Source organism: Corynebacterium sp. TAE3-ERU12, from assembly GCF_019209905.1.
Lineage (GTDB): Bacteria > Actinomycetota > Actinomycetes > Mycobacteriales > Mycobacteriaceae > Corynebacterium.
On record NZ_JAHUTM010000001.1, the window covers coordinates 967,641 to 983,179 of the forward strand.

The 15,539-nt window shown below is 60.3% G+C and carries 14 protein-coding genes; 6 read left to right on the forward strand and 8 right to left on the reverse strand.

Going from position 1 to position 15,539, the window contains the following annotated elements:
* Nucleotides 1-65: 65 nt before the first annotated feature.
* From KRX51_RS04390 to KRX51_RS04405, 4 genes are all read right to left on the reverse strand, one after another.
* Nucleotides 66-863, reverse strand: coding sequence for an ABC transporter permease (locus KRX51_RS04390; RefSeq protein ID WP_218361733.1), 798 nt, complete (start codon nucleotides 861-863; stop codon nucleotides 66-68).
* The gene (locus KRX51_RS04395; protein WP_218361734.1) at nucleotides 860-1,642 is read right to left on the reverse strand and encodes an ABC transporter permease; all 783 of its coding nucleotides are present in this window, start codon (nucleotides 1,640-1,642) and stop codon (nucleotides 860-862) included. The genes KRX51_RS04390 and KRX51_RS04395 overlap by 4 nt, the downstream gene beginning before the upstream one ends.
* Entirely contained in the window at nucleotides 1,639-2,622 is a 984-nt protein-coding gene (locus KRX51_RS04400; protein ID WP_218361736.1) for an ATP-binding cassette domain-containing protein, read from the reverse strand. The genes KRX51_RS04395 and KRX51_RS04400 overlap by 4 nt, the downstream gene beginning before the upstream one ends.
* 153 nt (nucleotides 2,623-2,775) lie before the next feature.
* A complete protein-coding gene (locus tag KRX51_RS04405; RefSeq protein ID WP_218361737.1) occupies nucleotides 2,776-4,623 on the reverse strand; it encodes a siderophore-interacting protein in 1,848 nt (615 codons plus the stop codon).
* Between the two features lie 105 nt (nucleotides 4,624-4,728).
* Between KRX51_RS04405 and KRX51_RS04410 the strand changes: the two genes are divergently transcribed.
* Nucleotides 4,729-6,249: an acetyl-CoA hydrolase/transferase family protein gene (locus KRX51_RS04410; RefSeq protein ID WP_218361738.1), complete on the forward strand. Its 1,521-nt coding sequence runs from the start codon at nucleotides 4,729-4,731 to the stop codon at nucleotides 6,247-6,249.
* Nucleotides 6,250-6,397: 148 nt separating this feature from the next.
* Nucleotides 6,398-7,696, forward strand: coding sequence for a SidA/IucD/PvdA family monooxygenase (locus tag KRX51_RS04415; protein WP_218361739.1), 1,299 nt, complete (start codon nucleotides 6,398-6,400; stop codon nucleotides 7,694-7,696).
* Nucleotides 7,697-7,767: 71 nt separating this feature from the next.
* On the opposite strand, the gene KRX51_RS04420 is transcribed toward KRX51_RS04415, so the two are convergent.
* Entirely contained in the window at nucleotides 7,768-8,595 is an 828-nt protein-coding gene (locus KRX51_RS04420; protein ID WP_370625018.1) for an SDR family oxidoreductase, read from the reverse strand.
* 231 nt (nucleotides 8,596-8,826) lie between these two features.
* On the opposite strand from KRX51_RS04420, the gene KRX51_RS04425 reads away from it, so the two are divergent.
* The 3 genes from KRX51_RS04425 to KRX51_RS04435 all read left to right on the forward strand — a co-directional run bounded on the left by KRX51_RS04425 (nucleotide 8,827) and on the right by KRX51_RS04435 (nucleotide 11,658).
* On the forward strand, nucleotides 8,827-9,555 hold the full coding sequence (locus tag KRX51_RS04425; protein WP_218361740.1) for an ATP-binding cassette domain-containing protein: 729 nt from the start codon (nucleotides 8,827-8,829) through the stop codon (nucleotides 9,553-9,555).
* 35 nt (nucleotides 9,556-9,590) lie between these two features.
* Entirely contained in the window at nucleotides 9,591-10,721 is a 1,131-nt protein-coding gene (locus KRX51_RS04430; RefSeq protein WP_218361741.1) for a SufD family Fe-S cluster assembly protein, read from the forward strand.
* Nucleotides 10,722-10,866: 145 nt separating this feature from the next.
* Nucleotides 10,867-11,658, forward strand: coding sequence for a fumarylacetoacetate hydrolase family protein (locus KRX51_RS04435; RefSeq protein ID WP_218361742.1), 792 nt, complete (start codon nucleotides 10,867-10,869; stop codon nucleotides 11,656-11,658).
* A gap of 72 nt (nucleotides 11,659-11,730) precedes the next feature.
* Here KRX51_RS04435 and KRX51_RS04440 read toward each other — a convergent pair whose 3' ends face one another.
* Entirely contained in the window at nucleotides 11,731-12,894 is a 1,164-nt protein-coding gene (locus KRX51_RS04440) for an isochorismate synthase MenF (RefSeq protein WP_218361743.1), read from the reverse strand.
* A gap of 136 nt (nucleotides 12,895-13,030) precedes the next feature.
* Nucleotides 13,031-13,795 carry an SDR family oxidoreductase gene (locus tag KRX51_RS04445; RefSeq protein WP_218361744.1) on the reverse strand — a complete coding sequence of 255 codons (765 nt, stop codon included), beginning with the start codon at nucleotides 13,793-13,795 and terminating at the stop codon, nucleotides 13,031-13,033.
* Between the two features lie 50 nt (nucleotides 13,796-13,845).
* Here KRX51_RS04445 and KRX51_RS04450 point away from each other — a divergent pair, with 50 nt between their 5' ends.
* Nucleotides 13,846-14,577 carry a TIM barrel protein gene (locus KRX51_RS04450; protein ID WP_218361745.1) on the forward strand — a complete coding sequence of 244 codons (732 nt, stop codon included), beginning with the start codon at nucleotides 13,846-13,848 and terminating at the stop codon, nucleotides 14,575-14,577.
* On the opposite strand, the gene KRX51_RS04455 is transcribed toward KRX51_RS04450, so the two are convergent.
* A complete protein-coding gene (locus tag KRX51_RS04455) occupies nucleotides 14,574-15,527 on the reverse strand; it encodes an SLAC1 anion channel family protein (RefSeq protein ID WP_218361746.1) in 954 nt (317 codons plus the stop codon). The genes KRX51_RS04450 and KRX51_RS04455 overlap by 4 nt on opposite strands.
* Nucleotides 15,528-15,539 lie beyond the last annotated feature (12 nt).

Consider the following 15,539-nt stretch of genomic DNA (forward strand, 5'->3'; position numbering starts at 1 on the left):
GATCTCCTTCTCACATTGTGAACAGCGGTGAGCTTAACATCAACGACGCGCCCACCGGGGTTGTACTACCGACTACCGACGATGGACGACATTGAGCGCTGTGCCCACACCCCAAAAACCGCGATCATGACGCTCACCCAAGCCACAGCAATAGTTGTCGCGCGCACATCAACAGTGCCATCAAAAAAGGCCCGCATCGCATCAATAGCCGGCGACATCGGCTGGTACTCCACCAACGGCTGCATCCAGCCCGGGTAGGACTCCAACGGTGCAAAACCAGTATTGAAGAACAACTGCAGCAAGAAAATACTGCTGAAAACCATCAGCACAGTCTTCTCATCACTATTGGCAGCAAGCGCCAAAATGAATAAGCAACATGCCACGCCAAATAACGCCGACAAGCCAATCGCAGCAACTACCGGCAGCAACCCGCCAGAAAAACGCAAGCCCAATAAGAAACCGATAGCCAGCATGATGATGGTGGAAATCGAACCACGAAGGAACTCAGCCAACACCTTCGACGACAGGATCGCGCCATGCGGGAAAGGCAAAGACCACTGCCGGTCAAGCAAACCGGAATCACGATCGCGCGTGACATAGACAGCCGACGTTAAGGTGCCCTGCTGCACCGACACCAAGGCGATAAGCGCAGCAGTACCACCGATGGAATCAGTACCACCCATGCGAGTCACGGTGCTGCCAAAAACGGTGTCGAAGACCATCAACAAAAACGCCGGAAAAATAATGGACTGGACGGCCATAACCGGATTGCGCATCCACGAACGCAACAACGCCCCAGTCAGCGAAAGCGTCGCCGGAACAAAACCCACAGCGCAACGAGGATCGGGAAAATACGTTTTCATCGGCGGGCCTCCCGGTGGCTAGCTGCATATAGTGCCGCTATACCAGCGACGAACAATCCAATAAGCCACAACACAACCGGAGTGAGGTTCACATCCGTGCCCTCAATCCACCCGCGCATAGCAATAATCATCTGCGACAACGGTTGATTGCGCACCAACGGCTGAATCCACTCCGGAAAACCCGCCTCCGGAACAATGCCCACCGACATCATCACCAATAACATCTGCGGGACCATGAGCACCTGGCCGACCGAGTCAGGCTCAGGCACCGCCTGGCCCAGGGCGTCGGTCAGCATCGACACCCCAACGGCGAAAAGCAACGGGAGCAGGAAAAGCGCCACCGCATCCAGAGCATCACCGCGGAAACGGAAACCAAAAAGCGTCGCCACAAAAAACGCGGCAAAAATAGCCAGTGTTGTCCGCACCACCATGGCAATAAGGCGTGCCACAGCTGGGGCCATACGAGGAATCGGCAATGTCATCAGCCGGTCTTGCACCGCGCCGCTGACATCTCGCCCAGCATTCTGGGCGGCAAGAATGGCAGTGAACATCACCGCCTGCATAATGACCGTCGGCACCAAAAAATTGGCGTACTCCGGCATCGACTCGTTCAGCGGAACGTGAAAGCAGATGAAAAACAGGATCGGCGCCGCCATTGCGCTGATCACATCGCCTTCTCGTAAACCCCGCCATGTTGCGCCCCGAGCCAGCGGGGGAAGGGCTCCGGCCCAGCCGACGGTGCGACGCTGATAGTGGTCAACAAAAAGTGTGGAACTCACTGCGCGCCTTCCCTAGCCTCAGAATCGTGCCCATCCGGCTGCGGGGTATCCCCGGTGAGATGGAAGAAGACCTCGTCGAGAGTGGGGTGACGAAGGCCGATATCGTGCACCGCGATATTCGCCGCCGATAGGGCAGTGGCGATCCGCACAAGGTCGTCGGTGGCATCCACGGCAGGAATATGAACCCGATCCGCACCGGTTGCCTGCGCATTATCAAATAGCTCGAGCAGGCGAGGCACATCATGTGGATCAGCTGGCACGACCTCGACAATCTGGTCACCGATACCGCGCTTGAGCTCAGTTGGAGTGCCCTCAGCAACAACACTGCCGCGCCGCAACAACACAATGCGGTCGGCGAGCTTATCGGCCTCCTCCAAGTACTGGGTGGTCAAAAGAACCGTGACGTTTTCATCGCGCAGCCGACGAACTGCATCCCACACCGCCTGCCGCGACCGGGGGTCCAGGCCGGTAGTTGGCTCATCGAGGAACAACACCCGGGGACGGGTGACTAGAGCCGCGGCGATATCTGCGCGGCGGCGCATACCGCCAGACAGCGAACCGGTACGGCGGTCTAAGAAATCCGACAGATCAAAAATCTCCGCCAGCTCTACCGCACGCTGCTTCGCCCGTGATGCACTCAACCCGGTAAGCCGACCGAAGATAATGAGGTTCTCCCGAACGGTTTGCCGTTCGTCCAAGGCCGCGTACTGGCCGGTCAGTGAGATGACCTCACGCACGCTCTCAGGGTTGGCTACCGGGTCACGGCCGGCAATGCGGATTTCACCGGCATCAGGTTTAAGCAGGGTCGACAGGATGGAAACTGTGGTGGTTTTACCGCAGCCATTCGGGCCCAATAAGCCGAGTACCGACCCCCGCTCGACACTGATATCAATGCCATCGAGTGCGGTGAGTGTGCCGAAATGTTTCACCAGCCCGGAGATGTCAATCTCGGGGCCGTCGGTGACTGCCTGAGTGGGCATGTCTTCCACGTGCGAACCGTCCTCACAGATAAGAGCAGCGCCACCATATGGTGACGCTGTTAGGTCGAGCCTCGACCAAGGCTAGGCTAAGGAATCTGCAGACTCAACAGTGTGCTGAAAATAGCAGCACACTGTCAGGCATATCGGCAGGGCCTAGGAGTGGACAATATCGGCGACCATGACACCCCAGCCAATCGGCTTGAGGTTCTCAACCGTCGCACCAGCCGCGGCTGCAGCCGCATCCAGATCCGCCGGAGTAGGCGAGCAGGTGCCCTCCAGACCCATCCGGGCCAAATCCTCGGCGTAATCATGATCCTCGGCACGGCCGTGCGGTTCCATAATCTTGGTGATGACCTTCGCCGCGCAGCCCAGCCCAGCTAATAGTTCACCGGCGTCATTGGCCAGCGCAAACGGGTCAATCAACACCGCGAAACCAGCGTCGGCAGACGCGCCCGGCGACCACGGGGCCACATCGACGCGCTGACGAGCGGCCTCAGAAAGGGCCTGCGCGGTCGGCATCTCCGCCGCACTCAACAGCAGCCGGATATTAGCCTCGGGCAGGCGACGAACCAGCTCTTCGGCGTAAACCACAGCACCCGGGCCGGCCAACGCAATGGACTGCGCACCGGATTTCACCTCATCAGGCAGCGTGTCCGGCAATGCGGGAGCAACCCACATCGCGCGCATAGCGGCCAGCTCGGCGACCTCACGGCCAGCTTCCGGGGAACTCTCCACATACTCAGACCAGGTAGTCCCGGTTGCCCCCATCACCACAGGCTCCTGGCCCAGCAGAGCCTGGTTTAAGTTGATCAGGCCAGTCATGCGCGCCCAGGTGGCTCCCTTGAGCGTGCGCACCGCATAAGAGTCAGGGCTGGTGAGCTCCTGACCGATGGCACCAAGCTCAATGGTCTGGCTGCCGAGATCATCGCTGCCGGTATCGGGCAGGGCGACAATATCGATGCTGGCTAGATAGCGCAGCAGGCGGGCCAAACGCTCAGGAGCAATACCGGTAGCAGCGGCGACATTGGCGATAGTGGCCGGCTCGGCCTCGTCGATAGCGACGAAAATATCCAGCGCCACCGCAGTCTGAATAGCAAATGCCGGGGCAATATCGGCCAGGTCATGCAACTTCTGCAGAGCCGAGAAACTCGAGTCGGCAGCCGGGGCGGCGCCACCCTTATTCGCTTCCGCAGTCTTCGCCGCAGTCTTGCGCCAGTAGCCGGTGAACTCAGCATCAGCACGATCAATCTCGTTCTGCTTCACCAGGCCGCGCCACGGCTTGAGCTTTCCGGCCTCACCAGCAACCCACACATAGGGCTGGCCTTCGGGCAGCTTCAGATCGGAGATAACGTCGGCAAGCTCATCGCCACGGGCGCGCACCTGCCAGGTGATTTCCACATCCCCCTTGGACGAAATGTCCTGGATATGGTCTTCCTCAGCGACTTCCACGATGGCGCGGCACGGGAAGCCTTCGGGCAGCTCCTCCAAAGCACGACCAATGGCTGGCAGTGCGGTCTCATCGCCGACCAGGAGCAGCCAATCACGGTGCACCGGAAGATCCAGGCACAACTTCGGGCCAGCAGCCCACACGGCGTCGCCGACCTCAGCAGCCAGGGCCCACTCTGCGGCCAGGCCACCGGGGTGAACCACGAAATCCACCGCTAGTTCACCGTGTTCGCCAGCGTCGGGGTTAAACCAACGCACGGTGTAGACACGGAACAGGTCATTGACTTCGGCAGTCCAGTCGAGGGAACCGTCACCGATCGGTGCCGGGTATGGGCGCTCACCGGTTTCCGGGTGCGGGAAAACCAGGCGCATATCGTCGTCGAAGCCATCGCTGACCAGCGCAGGCATCTCGACGCCATCAATCGTGTGGGCGCCCAAGCCGGGGCCGCCAAAAATAATACGGCGCATGCCGGAGGTGATGTCCTCGATGCGCAATACTTCGAGTTCGCGCAGGCTAATGGGGTGAACATCGCCGTGTCTGCTCGTGCGTGCCATATACAACAGTCCTTTCGGTAGTTAATCTTTAAGCATTATTTACTACGCCTAGAACTTAGGACGTACTAACGCTGTCGGTTCGCACCTTATGCCAAGGAGCTCATCATGTTCGACAAGAGTGACCGAATCCACCACCCAGGTCTACGCGAAAAGGTGATGAGTGCGGCAGAAGCAGCCGAATTTATCCAGCCGGGCGACGCCATCGGCTTCTCCGGATTCACCGGGGCCGGTTATCCCAAGGAAGTCCCGGAGGCACTCGCACACCGTATCGGAGAGGCCCACCAACGCGGCGATTCTTTCCCCATCCGAGTGTTCACCGGCGCGTCCACCGCATCCGAGCTCGATGGTGTGCTGGCCAAAACAGGCGAGGTTATCTTCCGCGCGCCCTACCAATCCGACCCCGCCATGCGGGCCAAGATCAACGAAGGTGTCACCAACTACGTTGACCTGCACCTGTCGCACTCAGCAGCCCAGGTAGCCCAAGGATTCTTAGGGCCGATCAATATCGCCGTGGTAGAAGCCGCACAGATCACTAAAACCGGTGGTCTGGTGCCCACCTCGTCGGTAGGTAATACGAATATCTACCTCGACAAAGCAGAAAAGATCATTGTTGAGGTCAACGAGTGGCAGTCAGCGGACCTAGCGGGCATGCACGATATCTGGAGCCCCGGAGTCCCACCGAACCGCCAGATCATCCCGCTGACCGAGGTTGGCCAGCGTATCGGCAGCACAGAATTTGAGATAGATGTCGACAAGGTCGTCGCCGTTGTTTACACCAACGCCGCAGACCGCAATGCCGCCTTCACCCCGATCGATGAGACCTCCCACAACATCGCCGGGCATTTTGTTGACTTCCTCGAACACGAGATCCGCCACGGCCGGATACCGCAGCAGATGCTGCCACTGCAGTCCGGTGTGGGCAATATGGCCAATGCGGTGCTCGCCGGGCTTGCCGAGTCCGGTTTCACAAACCTGAAGTCCTACACCGAAGTGATTCAGGACGAGATGATCAACCTGCTCGATGCCGGAGTGCTCTCGGTGGCCTCAGCAACGTCATTCGCGCTTTCTCCGGACTATGCCGAGCAGATGAACCGCTCTGCCGCGGACTATGCGAAGAAAATTGTGCTGCGCCCACAGGAGATTTCCAATAACCCGGAGGTCATCCGCCGGCTAGGTGTTGTGGCCTGCAATGGAATGGTGGAGGCCGATATTTACGGCAATGTGAACTCCACCCATGTTGGTGGCACCCGGATGCTCAACGGCATTGGCGGCAGTGGTGATTTCACTCGAAATGCTTATATTTCGACTTTCGTCTCTCCCTCGGTGGCCAAGGGCGGTGCGGTGTCGTCGATTGTGCCGATGGTCTCCCATACTGACCACACTGAGCACGACACGATGATCATCGTCACCGAACAGGGCTTGGCAGACCTGCGTGGTCTGGCCCCGCGGCAGCGCGCCAAGGTGATTATCAATAACTGCGCCCACCCGGATTTCCGGGAGATGTTGCTGGACTATGTCGAAAGAGCCGAGGCCTCGGGTACCTCACATCTGCATACCCCGCATGACCTGGAGCTTGCGCATAGTTGGCATACCCGTTTCCTTGAGACCGGCAGCATGCGCGTCTAGTCATTTGGTGAGCAAACGCTTATTGGCTCCTTAGTTAATCCACTAAGGCGATGCTAATCTGTTACGTGGCCCAGGTGTGGTGGACACCAGAGTGGGCCATGACATCAACGGCACTCCACCCTACGTTTCCACCCGAGGATAAAGCTGCATGAATTCTTTGACCATCGTCGGTGCAGGCCCTAAAGCCGTGGCAATTGCTGCCAAGGCGCACGCGCTGAGCGCTCTTGGCATCACCGTTCCTGAGATCACCGTCGTTGAGCCACGCGGGATTGGTGCTAACTGGCGGGCCGTGGGGGGATGGACTGACGGCCGCCACCTCCTGGGAACCCCGCCAGCCAAGGACGTCGGTTTCCCGTACCGCACCCGCATCGCAGGCCCGCAGTCCGCCCAGGTCGATGCCGGACTTCTCGAGCACAGCTGGAACCGCTTCCTTATCGAGACTGACCGCTATGCCGATTGGGTTGACCGCGGCGCCCCCTTCCCGCGCCATGAGGTGTGGGCGGAGTACCTCAACTGGGTCGCTGAGCGCATTGATCTCACAGTTGTGCAAGGCCGGGTGGTGAAAACCGCGCCGGGCGACTCTGATGCTCAGGGCAACCGTGAGTGGGATATCACCGTGGAGGCTGCCGACGGTGGCACCCGCACCATCCATTCCGGGGCTTTGCTGATTACCGGCCCGGGCCGCAGCGATCGTCGCTTCGCTGATTTAGATGGTGTGTTGTCTGTGGCGGGCTTCTGGGCGGCTATTGCCGAGGGCACGTTATTTAATGCCACCCGGACCGCCGTGATTGGTGGTGGCGAGACAGCTGCGAGCATTATCGCTGAGCTGTTCCGCCATAATTTGGACGAGATTTCGGTGGTATCTCCACTGGCTGCGGTGTTTTCCCGTGGTGAGAGCCAGTTCGAAAACCGGCTATACACCGACCCTGATAAGTGGGCGACGCTGGATGCTGAGGAGCGCCGCGAGGTTATTCGCCGCACCGACCGGGGAGTGTTCAGTGTGCGCGTCCAGCAGGATCTGCACTGGGATGACCGGGTAGGCCATTTGCATGGCCGGGTCACCGATATCACCGAAGCTGCCGGTGGGCGCCTGGGCGTCCATATCGTCGATTCTTTCGGTGAGGCTTCCGAGCACCCCTATGACCTCGTCATTGATGCTCGTGGCAATTCGCCGCTGTGGTTTACCGGTTTGCTCGATGAGGAGGCCATGGCTGAGCTTTCCGACGCTGTGGGCGGCCATGTGACCGCACCGGCACTGGAACGCAGCATTGCGGCGGATATGTCTGTGCATGGCCTGCAGCCGAAACTGTTGTTGCCGTCGTTGGCAGGTTTCAATCAGGGCCCGGGTTTTGCCAACCTCAGTTGCCTTGGCGAACTGTCTGACCGGGTGCTTGGGGGCTTGATGGGCCTCGATGTGCGCCCGCAACGTTCCACAACCGCGATATAGCCCCACGGGCGTGCCCATAGCAGCAGCGGCCAGCATATGGTCGCTGCTGGCCGCTGGTGAACGCTGTTGGGCTAAGCGTCTAAGGTGGCGCCGCCATCGACGCGCAGGTCGTGCATGGTGATATGCCGTGCGGCGGGGGAGAGCAGGAAAGCGCAGGCTTGGGCGACGTCAACTGGGTCCGCGACTCGGCCCAGCGGGATGCCCATCTTGTAGTTTTCCGCATCGCCCTTGACGAGGGGTTCGGTGAAGTCCTCGCCATTGAACATATTGCGCAGCATGGGGGTGTCTGTGGAACCGGGGGAGACGATATTGCACCGCACACCGTGCGGGGCGCAGTCCAAGGCGAGTGTGCGCAGCCAGGATTCGGCTGCTGCCTTAGAAGCGCCGTAGGAGCCCATGCCGATCCGGGGTACCGCAGCAGAATTGGAGGTCACGCCAACAATCGCTCCGCCGTGGCGTGCCATGATGCGTGCGGCCTGGGAGCAGACATTGACGGTGCCGAAGAAGTTAACTTCGAAGCAGGCCTGTAGTGCGCCTGAGGACGGGTCCATGGCGGTATCGGGCACCAATGCGCCAGAGGCGTGCACTAGGGCGTCGAGGCAGCCTTCTTCTTCCACGATGGTGGCGAAACCATCAGCCACCGCGGCGGCATCGGTGACGTCAATAGGTATGCAGTTGGGGGCGTGCTGCAGATCCCAGCGGATTACGCGGTAGCCGTTTTCTTCCAGTAGTTCTGCAGTGGCCTTGCCGATACCGCCAGCAGCACCGGTAACGAGGCAGATCTTGGGGGAATTCTCATCGTTGTGCAGTTTCGGGATGGCGGACGTAGCCGCCTTCAGGCGCTCCTGGGCGGCGATGCCGGCCGGGTCGTTGTCGGAAAGCTCATCGATAAGAGTCACAGTAGGAAAGGTTAGCCGGTCCTTAGTTGTATTGGCAAGGGTTTTATTAGTGGTGTTCACCTATTGCGCCTTCGGCTTATGTGTCCTGCGGGGAGGGGTATTGGCTAAGAAAAACATGCTAAAGCTGCCCTAAAAATACCCGTTCGGGGCTATTTTTACGTGCTGCACAGACATAAACTAAGGGGCATAGGAATCGTTGATTCGTTCACCTTTCGACCCCTTGGAGGCACCATGTCTGCCAACCCCCTCCTCGAATTACGCGGTGTTGATATCGCTGCTGGCGACGATATCATCTGCCACGACATCAACCTCATCATCAACGAAGGCGAGCGACACATCCTGCTCGGCCCCAACGGATCCGGTAAATCAACCCTGCTTGCCGGAATCATGGGAATCCACCCCTTCCGCATCTCCGCCGGCAAAGTCCTGCTGCGCGGTACAGACATCACCGACATGCCCGTCGAACAACGCGCTCGAGCCGGCGTGGGCATGGCCTTCCAACGCCCACCGGCCATCACCGGAGTGTCGGTACGTCGCCTGGCCGACGCCATCAACGCCGGCGGTGGCGTCAATGTCGGCCTGGACAAACTCGCCCTGGGTCACCTCTCCGATCGGGATATCCACTGCGGATTCTCCGGCGGCGAATCCAAGCGTTTTGAAGTACTCAAGCTGACCCTGCAATCACCGTCGTTATGCCTATTCGACGAACCCGAATCCGGCGTTGACCTCGAACAAGTCAAAGTCGTTGGCAAAGCCATCAGCGATCTGCTCGACTCCGCCGATGACGAAGGCCGCCCGCGTGCCGGCATGGTCATCACCCATACCGGCTTCATCCTCAACCACCTCAAGGCCGATATCGCCCACCTCATGGTCGACGGCCGCCTGATCGACTCCGGTAAGCCCGATGAGATGTTCACCGCCATCCAAGAAGGCGGCTACCGAGCATCAGCCACCGCCTAACCGCAGCACCCACTGTTTTATAGGAGTGAATCGCAATGACTACTGATCTCACCCACACCCGCAGCGGTCTTGGCCCGGCAACTGCGACGCCGGACCTGCTGAGCTCTGTTGGTTGGGCAGACCCCGATAATCGCAGCATGACCACGGTCTTACTCGACCACGGCTACGCCGCCATGGATTCGCGTGACGACGACGTCGTCGTGCTGCCACTAGCCCAGGCCCTGCTGGAATACCCATGGGTCCAGGACTTGATGTTCAGCCTCATCGACCCCGACGAGGATGAAGTGCTGCGCCGCGCCTTCGAATCCACCCGGGAACCCCTGGGCACATTCACATGGGTCAAAGAAGGCGCCCACGTCGACAAGCCCACCCAGACCTTCTCCGTGATGACAGTTCCGCAGGAACGCCAGTTCGTCCACGACATCACCGTCATTGGCGCCGGCGCCACCGTCGACGAAGTCTCCGGCTCCGCCGTGGCCCCAGAACTCACCCACGGCTCACACGTCTCAGTCTCGGAAACCTTCGTCGGTGCCGGGGCGACAGTGCGCTCGGTCGATGTGGACCGGTGGGGCAAAGAGATGAATATCAACACCTACAGCCGCACCAAGATGGACAAAGACTCCACGATGAGTTCAGTCTCGGTGGCGGTATCAGGGGTGCATAAGTCCGTCGATGATTCCCACGTCGAGCTCGCCGAAGGAGCAAAATACACCTCACACATGGTGGTATTCGCCCCCACCGGCACTGAGCGCGTGATGAACAGCACCGCAACCCTGGGCGCTGCCGGCGCTCAAGCGGAAATGGTCTCCCGCATGGTCTCTGATGGTGGCGTGATTCGGAATAGTTCCACCCTCGTCGGTGGCTCTGCTGACGTGCGCGGTTTTCTGGAATGCGACGGCCTCCTGCTTGGCGAAAACGGTGCCATCGAATCAGTGCCCGCCTTGGATGCGAAGGTCGCGCGTGCCCAGCTGTCCCATGAGGCCTCCGTCGGCATGATCGACGATGAGAAAATTGACTACCTCACCGCCTTGGGCCTTGATGAAGACGCTGCCCGCGACCTCATCGTGCAGGGATTTTTGAACCTGGACGATGACCGGATTCCGGTCTCCGTGCGCGCCCGGGTAGAAAATCTTGTCAGTGCTGCTCGCGAAGCCGAGAATTTCTAGCGGTAGCTAACTCAGCGGTTTAACCCCTGCCCAGCAGCTCCTCGAGGCTGGTGGGCAGGGGTTAATCGGGTCACCACAGCACCAACCAGAAATAGACGCCGACCCTACCCATCTGCCCCTATCTAGTGCGTGTACCCTAACTTTCATGCGTATCGCCAGAATCGCCCACCCGGAGGGCATGTGTTTCGCACTCGTTGAGGGTGACGACTCTGATGTACAGCTGCACGAGATCGAAGGCCACCCCTTCGCCGATATCTCCAAGACCGGCCGCTCGTGGCCGCTGTCGGAGGTTCGACTGCTCTCGCCGATGCTGCCGTCGAAGGTTGTCGCCATTGGTCGTAACTACGCTGACCACGTCAAAGAGGTATTCAAGGCCTCTGGCGAGTCCCTACCCCCGACGCTGTTTTTGAAGCCGCCGACGGCCGTGACCGGCCCCGAGGCCCCCATCCGGATTCCCGACTTCGCCACCAAGGTGGAGTTTGAAGGCGAGCTGGCCCTCGTCATCGGTCGTCCCTGCAAGAACGTCTCGCAGAAGGACGCAGAGAAGGTCATCTTCGGCTACACCATCGTCAATGATGTGTCCTCCCGTGACCTGCAGTTCGCCGACGGCCAGTGGGCGCGTGCCAAGGGCATCGATAGCTTCTGCCCGCTCGGGCCCTGGATCCAGACCGAACTGGACTACCGCGACCTGCCGATCAAGGCTCACCTGACCCACGACGGGGAAACCCACACCAAGCAGAACTCCAACTCTGAGCAGATGATCATGTCCATCCCGGAGATCATCGAGTTCATCACCGCGTCCATGACGCTGCTGCCCGGCGACGTCATCTGCACCGGCTCGCCTGCCGGTACCGCAGAAATGGTCCCCGGTGACCGCATCGAGATCGAAATCCCGGGCATCGGCAAGCTGGCCAACCCGGTCGAGCGCGCCGACTAACCACCACGCCTGGCTCACTATCGCGCCGGGATACCCGAAACATGCCTCGGGTATTCCGGCGCGATTATTGGATCAGAGGTTCATTGCGCGCAGCACGGTACGCAACTTCGCGGTGGTTTCTGCGACTTCTTCCTCAGGGGTGGATTCGGGGATGACTCCGCCGCCGCTCCAGGTGCGGGCACCAGTGCCATCGGCATTGATTTCGGCGCAGCGGATAGCAACCACAAATTCGCCATCACCGGAGCTTTCACACCAGCCGACCGCGCCGCCATAGAAACCGCGCTCATCTTCGGCGACCTTAATAATGCTCATCGCCGACTCGGTAGGACTACCGCATACCGACGGGGTGGGGTGTAGCGCTAGTGCCACATCCAGGGCAGAGATCACCGGGTCCTTCAGTGTCGCCGTGATGGGGGTGCACAGGTGATGCATCTCTCCGGTGGAGTAGACCACCGGGGTATCGGGAATATCGATATTCGTGCACAGCGGGCCCAGATTCCACGCAATATCCTCAATAACGAGGTCATGCTCCTCATTATTTTTCCGCGAAGCCTGCAGGCGGCTCGCTGCGGCCTCGTCGGCCGCCGGGTCCGGCATGCGTGCTGCCGAACCAGCCACCGGGAAAGCGGTGACCTTACGCCCACGGCGACGAACCAGCATCTCCGGCGAGGAACCCACCAACGTGCGGCCGACGAATTCGCCGCCAGCAGGGGAGAGGTCCACGACGAACCCATTGCGGTTCGGGGAGGAATCAACGAGCCGCGCGGCGAGCAATAACGGGTCAATGGCCGGGTTGAAGCTGACCGCCAGCTCGCGGGCAAGCACCACCTTCTCCACGCCACTGTGTTCCATTAACCGGATTGCGGCTTCCACCCGGTCGGCGAAGTCTTCCAGGGGCGGATTCTCCGCCACGATGCGCGCCCGGATGGGTGGGGAGCCCCAGCGGTAATGCGCATGTGGCTCGGAAGGATGCTCCGCGCGCACCACAGTTTCTGGGACAGTCAGCGCCGAGGGACGGTCAGTGTTGAACGGCAAGGCGCCCACAATCATGTCCACTTTGCCGCGGCGGAGGTGTTCGGCGGCCAACCAGGGATCATCGTACGTGGCGGTGCTACCGCGAGTGTGGATCGAACCGTGGGCGCGGGATAACAGGAAGTCGGGTGCGGTAATTGGGCGCCCATCGAAGCGCCCACGGGTGCTCCCAGAACCGGAGGAGGCATCGCCGCTGCCGACCATTGGTCCCACACCACCTTCCCTCGTTGGTGACAGGGCCTACCTTAATAGGTCAGTTCGATCATCCATAAAAAAGGTCTCACCAGCGGTAAAGGACCCGGCGTAGAGCAATGTTTAGGTAGCAAATGACAAAGTTAGGCTAACCACGCCCCACGAAGGGCATTCCTGCCGCAGTCACCGTCAACTCATCCACAACTGCCTCCGGCGGCATGGACGCCATCAACGCCACGGCACGGGCGGCATCAGCCACCGAAAACGTCGGCTCCACCTTGTGCGAACCATCAGGCTGCAATGCACCAGACTGCGCGCCGAAGCCGTCGAGAAGCTCGGTAGCAGCATTGCCGATATCAATGCGCCCACAGGTGATGCCATAGGCACGCCCATCCAAAGAAATCACCTTCGACAGTCCCCTAAGCGCCGACTTCGTGGCGGCATAAGCAGCGGTATGCGGCCGCGGCACCTGGGCCGCAATCGAAGCGTTAATAATGATCCGCCCGCCAGCACCGCGCATCCGTCGGAACGCCTCCTGGCAGGTCAAAAACGTACCAACCAGGTTGGTATCGACCGTGGCGCGGAACTCGTCGGCAGGCACCTGGCCGAACTCAGCAGCAGGACCCGGGGTGCCCGCATTGGCAACAAGCAGATCCACCCGGTGGTGAGTATCGGCGACATAGTCGAACAGTGCTGCGACGCTGGACTCATCGGAGATATCGCAGACACGCTGGTCGATGCGGCCAGCGCTACGCGGATCAGAAACAGTCGCAGCGAGGTTGTCCGCACTGCGACCGCACACAGTGACAGTCCACCCATCCTGGATAAGAGCAAAGGCAACAGCGCGACCAATGCCGCCGCCACCACCGGTGACTACGGCATGACCAGTATGCGAACGATGCGGGCTATTCATAGTCCGATAGTCAATCATGAACGTATTCGTGGCGGATAGAATCGGCGCCGATGAACACGCATATCGTCAATTGCTCTACCGTTTTCGCCGGCCTCGATACCGCCGCTGCTGCCGCCGCTGCAGCCCGGGCCGGCTATCGCCGGGTGGAATACTGGTGGCCTTTTCCAAGCCCCGTGCCAGCAGATGACGACGTGGACGCCTTCCTTGCTGGCCTGCGTGAAGCCGGGGTACACCTGGCGGCGATGAACCTTTTCGGCGGCGACCTGGGCGCTGGTGAACGCGGCGTTTTACACATCCGCCAGCTGCCGAGCGCACACCTGGACATCGTTGCTCATATCGCAGCCGAAACCGGGATGACAATGTCGAATCTACTGCCCGGCGCCGGCGGCCCAGAGATACTTGATATTCAACGCGAGCGCATCGCCGAGATCGCTGATTATTTACGTCCCCATGGTGTGACAACACTGCTTGAACCCATGTCAGGTAATGCGCACCTGCCGGTGCGGGACCCGTGGGTTGGTGCGCGCCTTGCCCACGACACCGGCTGCGGGCTGCTTCTCGACTTCTTCCACTGCGCGGCACTAGGCATTGATACCGCCGCCTATCTTGCCGACGCCGCCGACGACCCGACACTATTGCCAGCCCACGTACAGATCGCGGATTTCCCAGGCCGAGGCGCACCCGGCACCGGGAAAGCACCTATTGCCCAATGGATCGAGCAGCTACGCGCCGCTGGCTATCACGGCGATATCGCCGATGAATGGTATCCCACCGCGAACTAGGGCAGCGCCGGGGCGAAGAGTGCGCCTTTGGCGATAGCGACGACAGTGCGCGCCCACAGCGCACAGATCACAATCGTCGCGAAGGCCAAGAAAATAAGGCCGACTACGGATGAGAAAACCAGTGTCGCTGAGGCCATCGCTGCAAGTGGAAAAGACATCGCCCAATGCGCTAGCCCAAAGGGGGCGGACACAATCTCCGGGGCCATCGTCAGCGCCAGTAACAGAAAAGCCCCGGCAGAAGCCATGAGCATGGTGGCCAATACGCCAGGGGCAGCACCACCGTCGAAAAGCAGATGCGCGGACACACTCGATACCGCTGGTGGGGCGAGAAGTACCAGTGCAGTAGGCGACAGCGGTGCTGGCATCGGTTCGGCGAGGAAAAGCCGGAAAAGCACAACTGGCAGCAGGCCGAGCCACATCACCACCCCGATTGCGAAAAACCCGAGGCTGACAGTGCGTTCGATGCTGCCGAAACCACAACCGCCCAAGGGGACAATGACATTACCCACCACCGGAATGAACCATGCCGGGGTGACATGGCTAAGCGTGATTCGCGGATTCATCCACAACCGCATCGTCACCACCATCGCCACCAGGTGTCCGATAGCGCCCAGCCACCACATGGCCTGGGCGAGACCGTCGGGAAGCGCGCCTCTGCTTGCCGCGGAGAGAATAACGATCGACACGGTGATAGTGGTGAGGAAGGTGACTGTGATGGGGCGCTGCAGATCGGCGCGCAGCCGTGCTGGGTCCGAAATCCGCACTGCGTAGCCAAGCGAGGTAACGATAAAAACTGCGAGCGCCACCCAGAACAGCGCTTCAGCTATGAACTCTGGAGTGTGCAGAACCTCCGCGCAGCGCCGCCAGGCGAGGCTGAGTCCGCCGGTGCCCATCACGGTGGCGAAGAACGGCAGGGGAGTATTGATGAGCCGGCTACCTTGTGCACCCATAGGAACAATAAT

Coding starts and splice junctions, on each gene's coding strand:
- KRX51_RS04390 (WP_218361733.1), bottom strand. CDS start 863: ATGAAAACGTATTTTCCCGATCCTCGTTGCGCTGTGGGTTTTGTTCCG.
- KRX51_RS04400 (WP_218361736.1), bottom strand. CDS start 2,622: ATGCCCACTCAGGCAGTCACCGACGGCCCCGAGATTGACATCTCCGGG.
- KRX51_RS04405 (WP_218361737.1), bottom strand. CDS start 4,623: ATGGCACGCACGAGCAGACACGGCGATGTTCACCCCATTAGCCTGCGC.
- KRX51_RS04410 (WP_218361738.1), top strand. CDS start 4,729: ATGTTCGACAAGAGTGACCGAATCCACCACCCAGGTCTACGCGAAAAG.
- KRX51_RS04415 (WP_218361739.1), top strand. CDS start 6,398: ATGAATTCTTTGACCATCGTCGGTGCAGGCCCTAAAGCCGTGGCAATT.
- KRX51_RS04425 (WP_218361740.1), top strand. CDS start 8,827: ATGTCTGCCAACCCCCTCCTCGAATTACGCGGTGTTGATATCGCTGCT.
- KRX51_RS04430 (WP_218361741.1), top strand. CDS start 9,591: ATGACTACTGATCTCACCCACACCCGCAGCGGTCTTGGCCCGGCAACT.
- KRX51_RS04435 (WP_218361742.1), top strand. CDS start 10,867: ATGCGTATCGCCAGAATCGCCCACCCGGAGGGCATGTGTTTCGCACTC.
- KRX51_RS04440 (WP_218361743.1), bottom strand. CDS start 12,894: ATGGTCGGCAGCGGCGATGCCTCCTCCGGTTCTGGGAGCACCCGTGGG.
- KRX51_RS04445 (WP_218361744.1), bottom strand. CDS start 13,795: ATGAATAGCCCGCATCGTTCGCATACTGGTCATGCCGTAGTCACCGGT.
- KRX51_RS04450 (WP_218361745.1), top strand. CDS start 13,846: ATGAACACGCATATCGTCAATTGCTCTACCGTTTTCGCCGGCCTCGAT.
- KRX51_RS04455 (WP_218361746.1), bottom strand. CDS start 15,527: ATGGGTGCACAAGGTAGCCGGCTCATCAATACTCCCCTGCCGTTCTTC.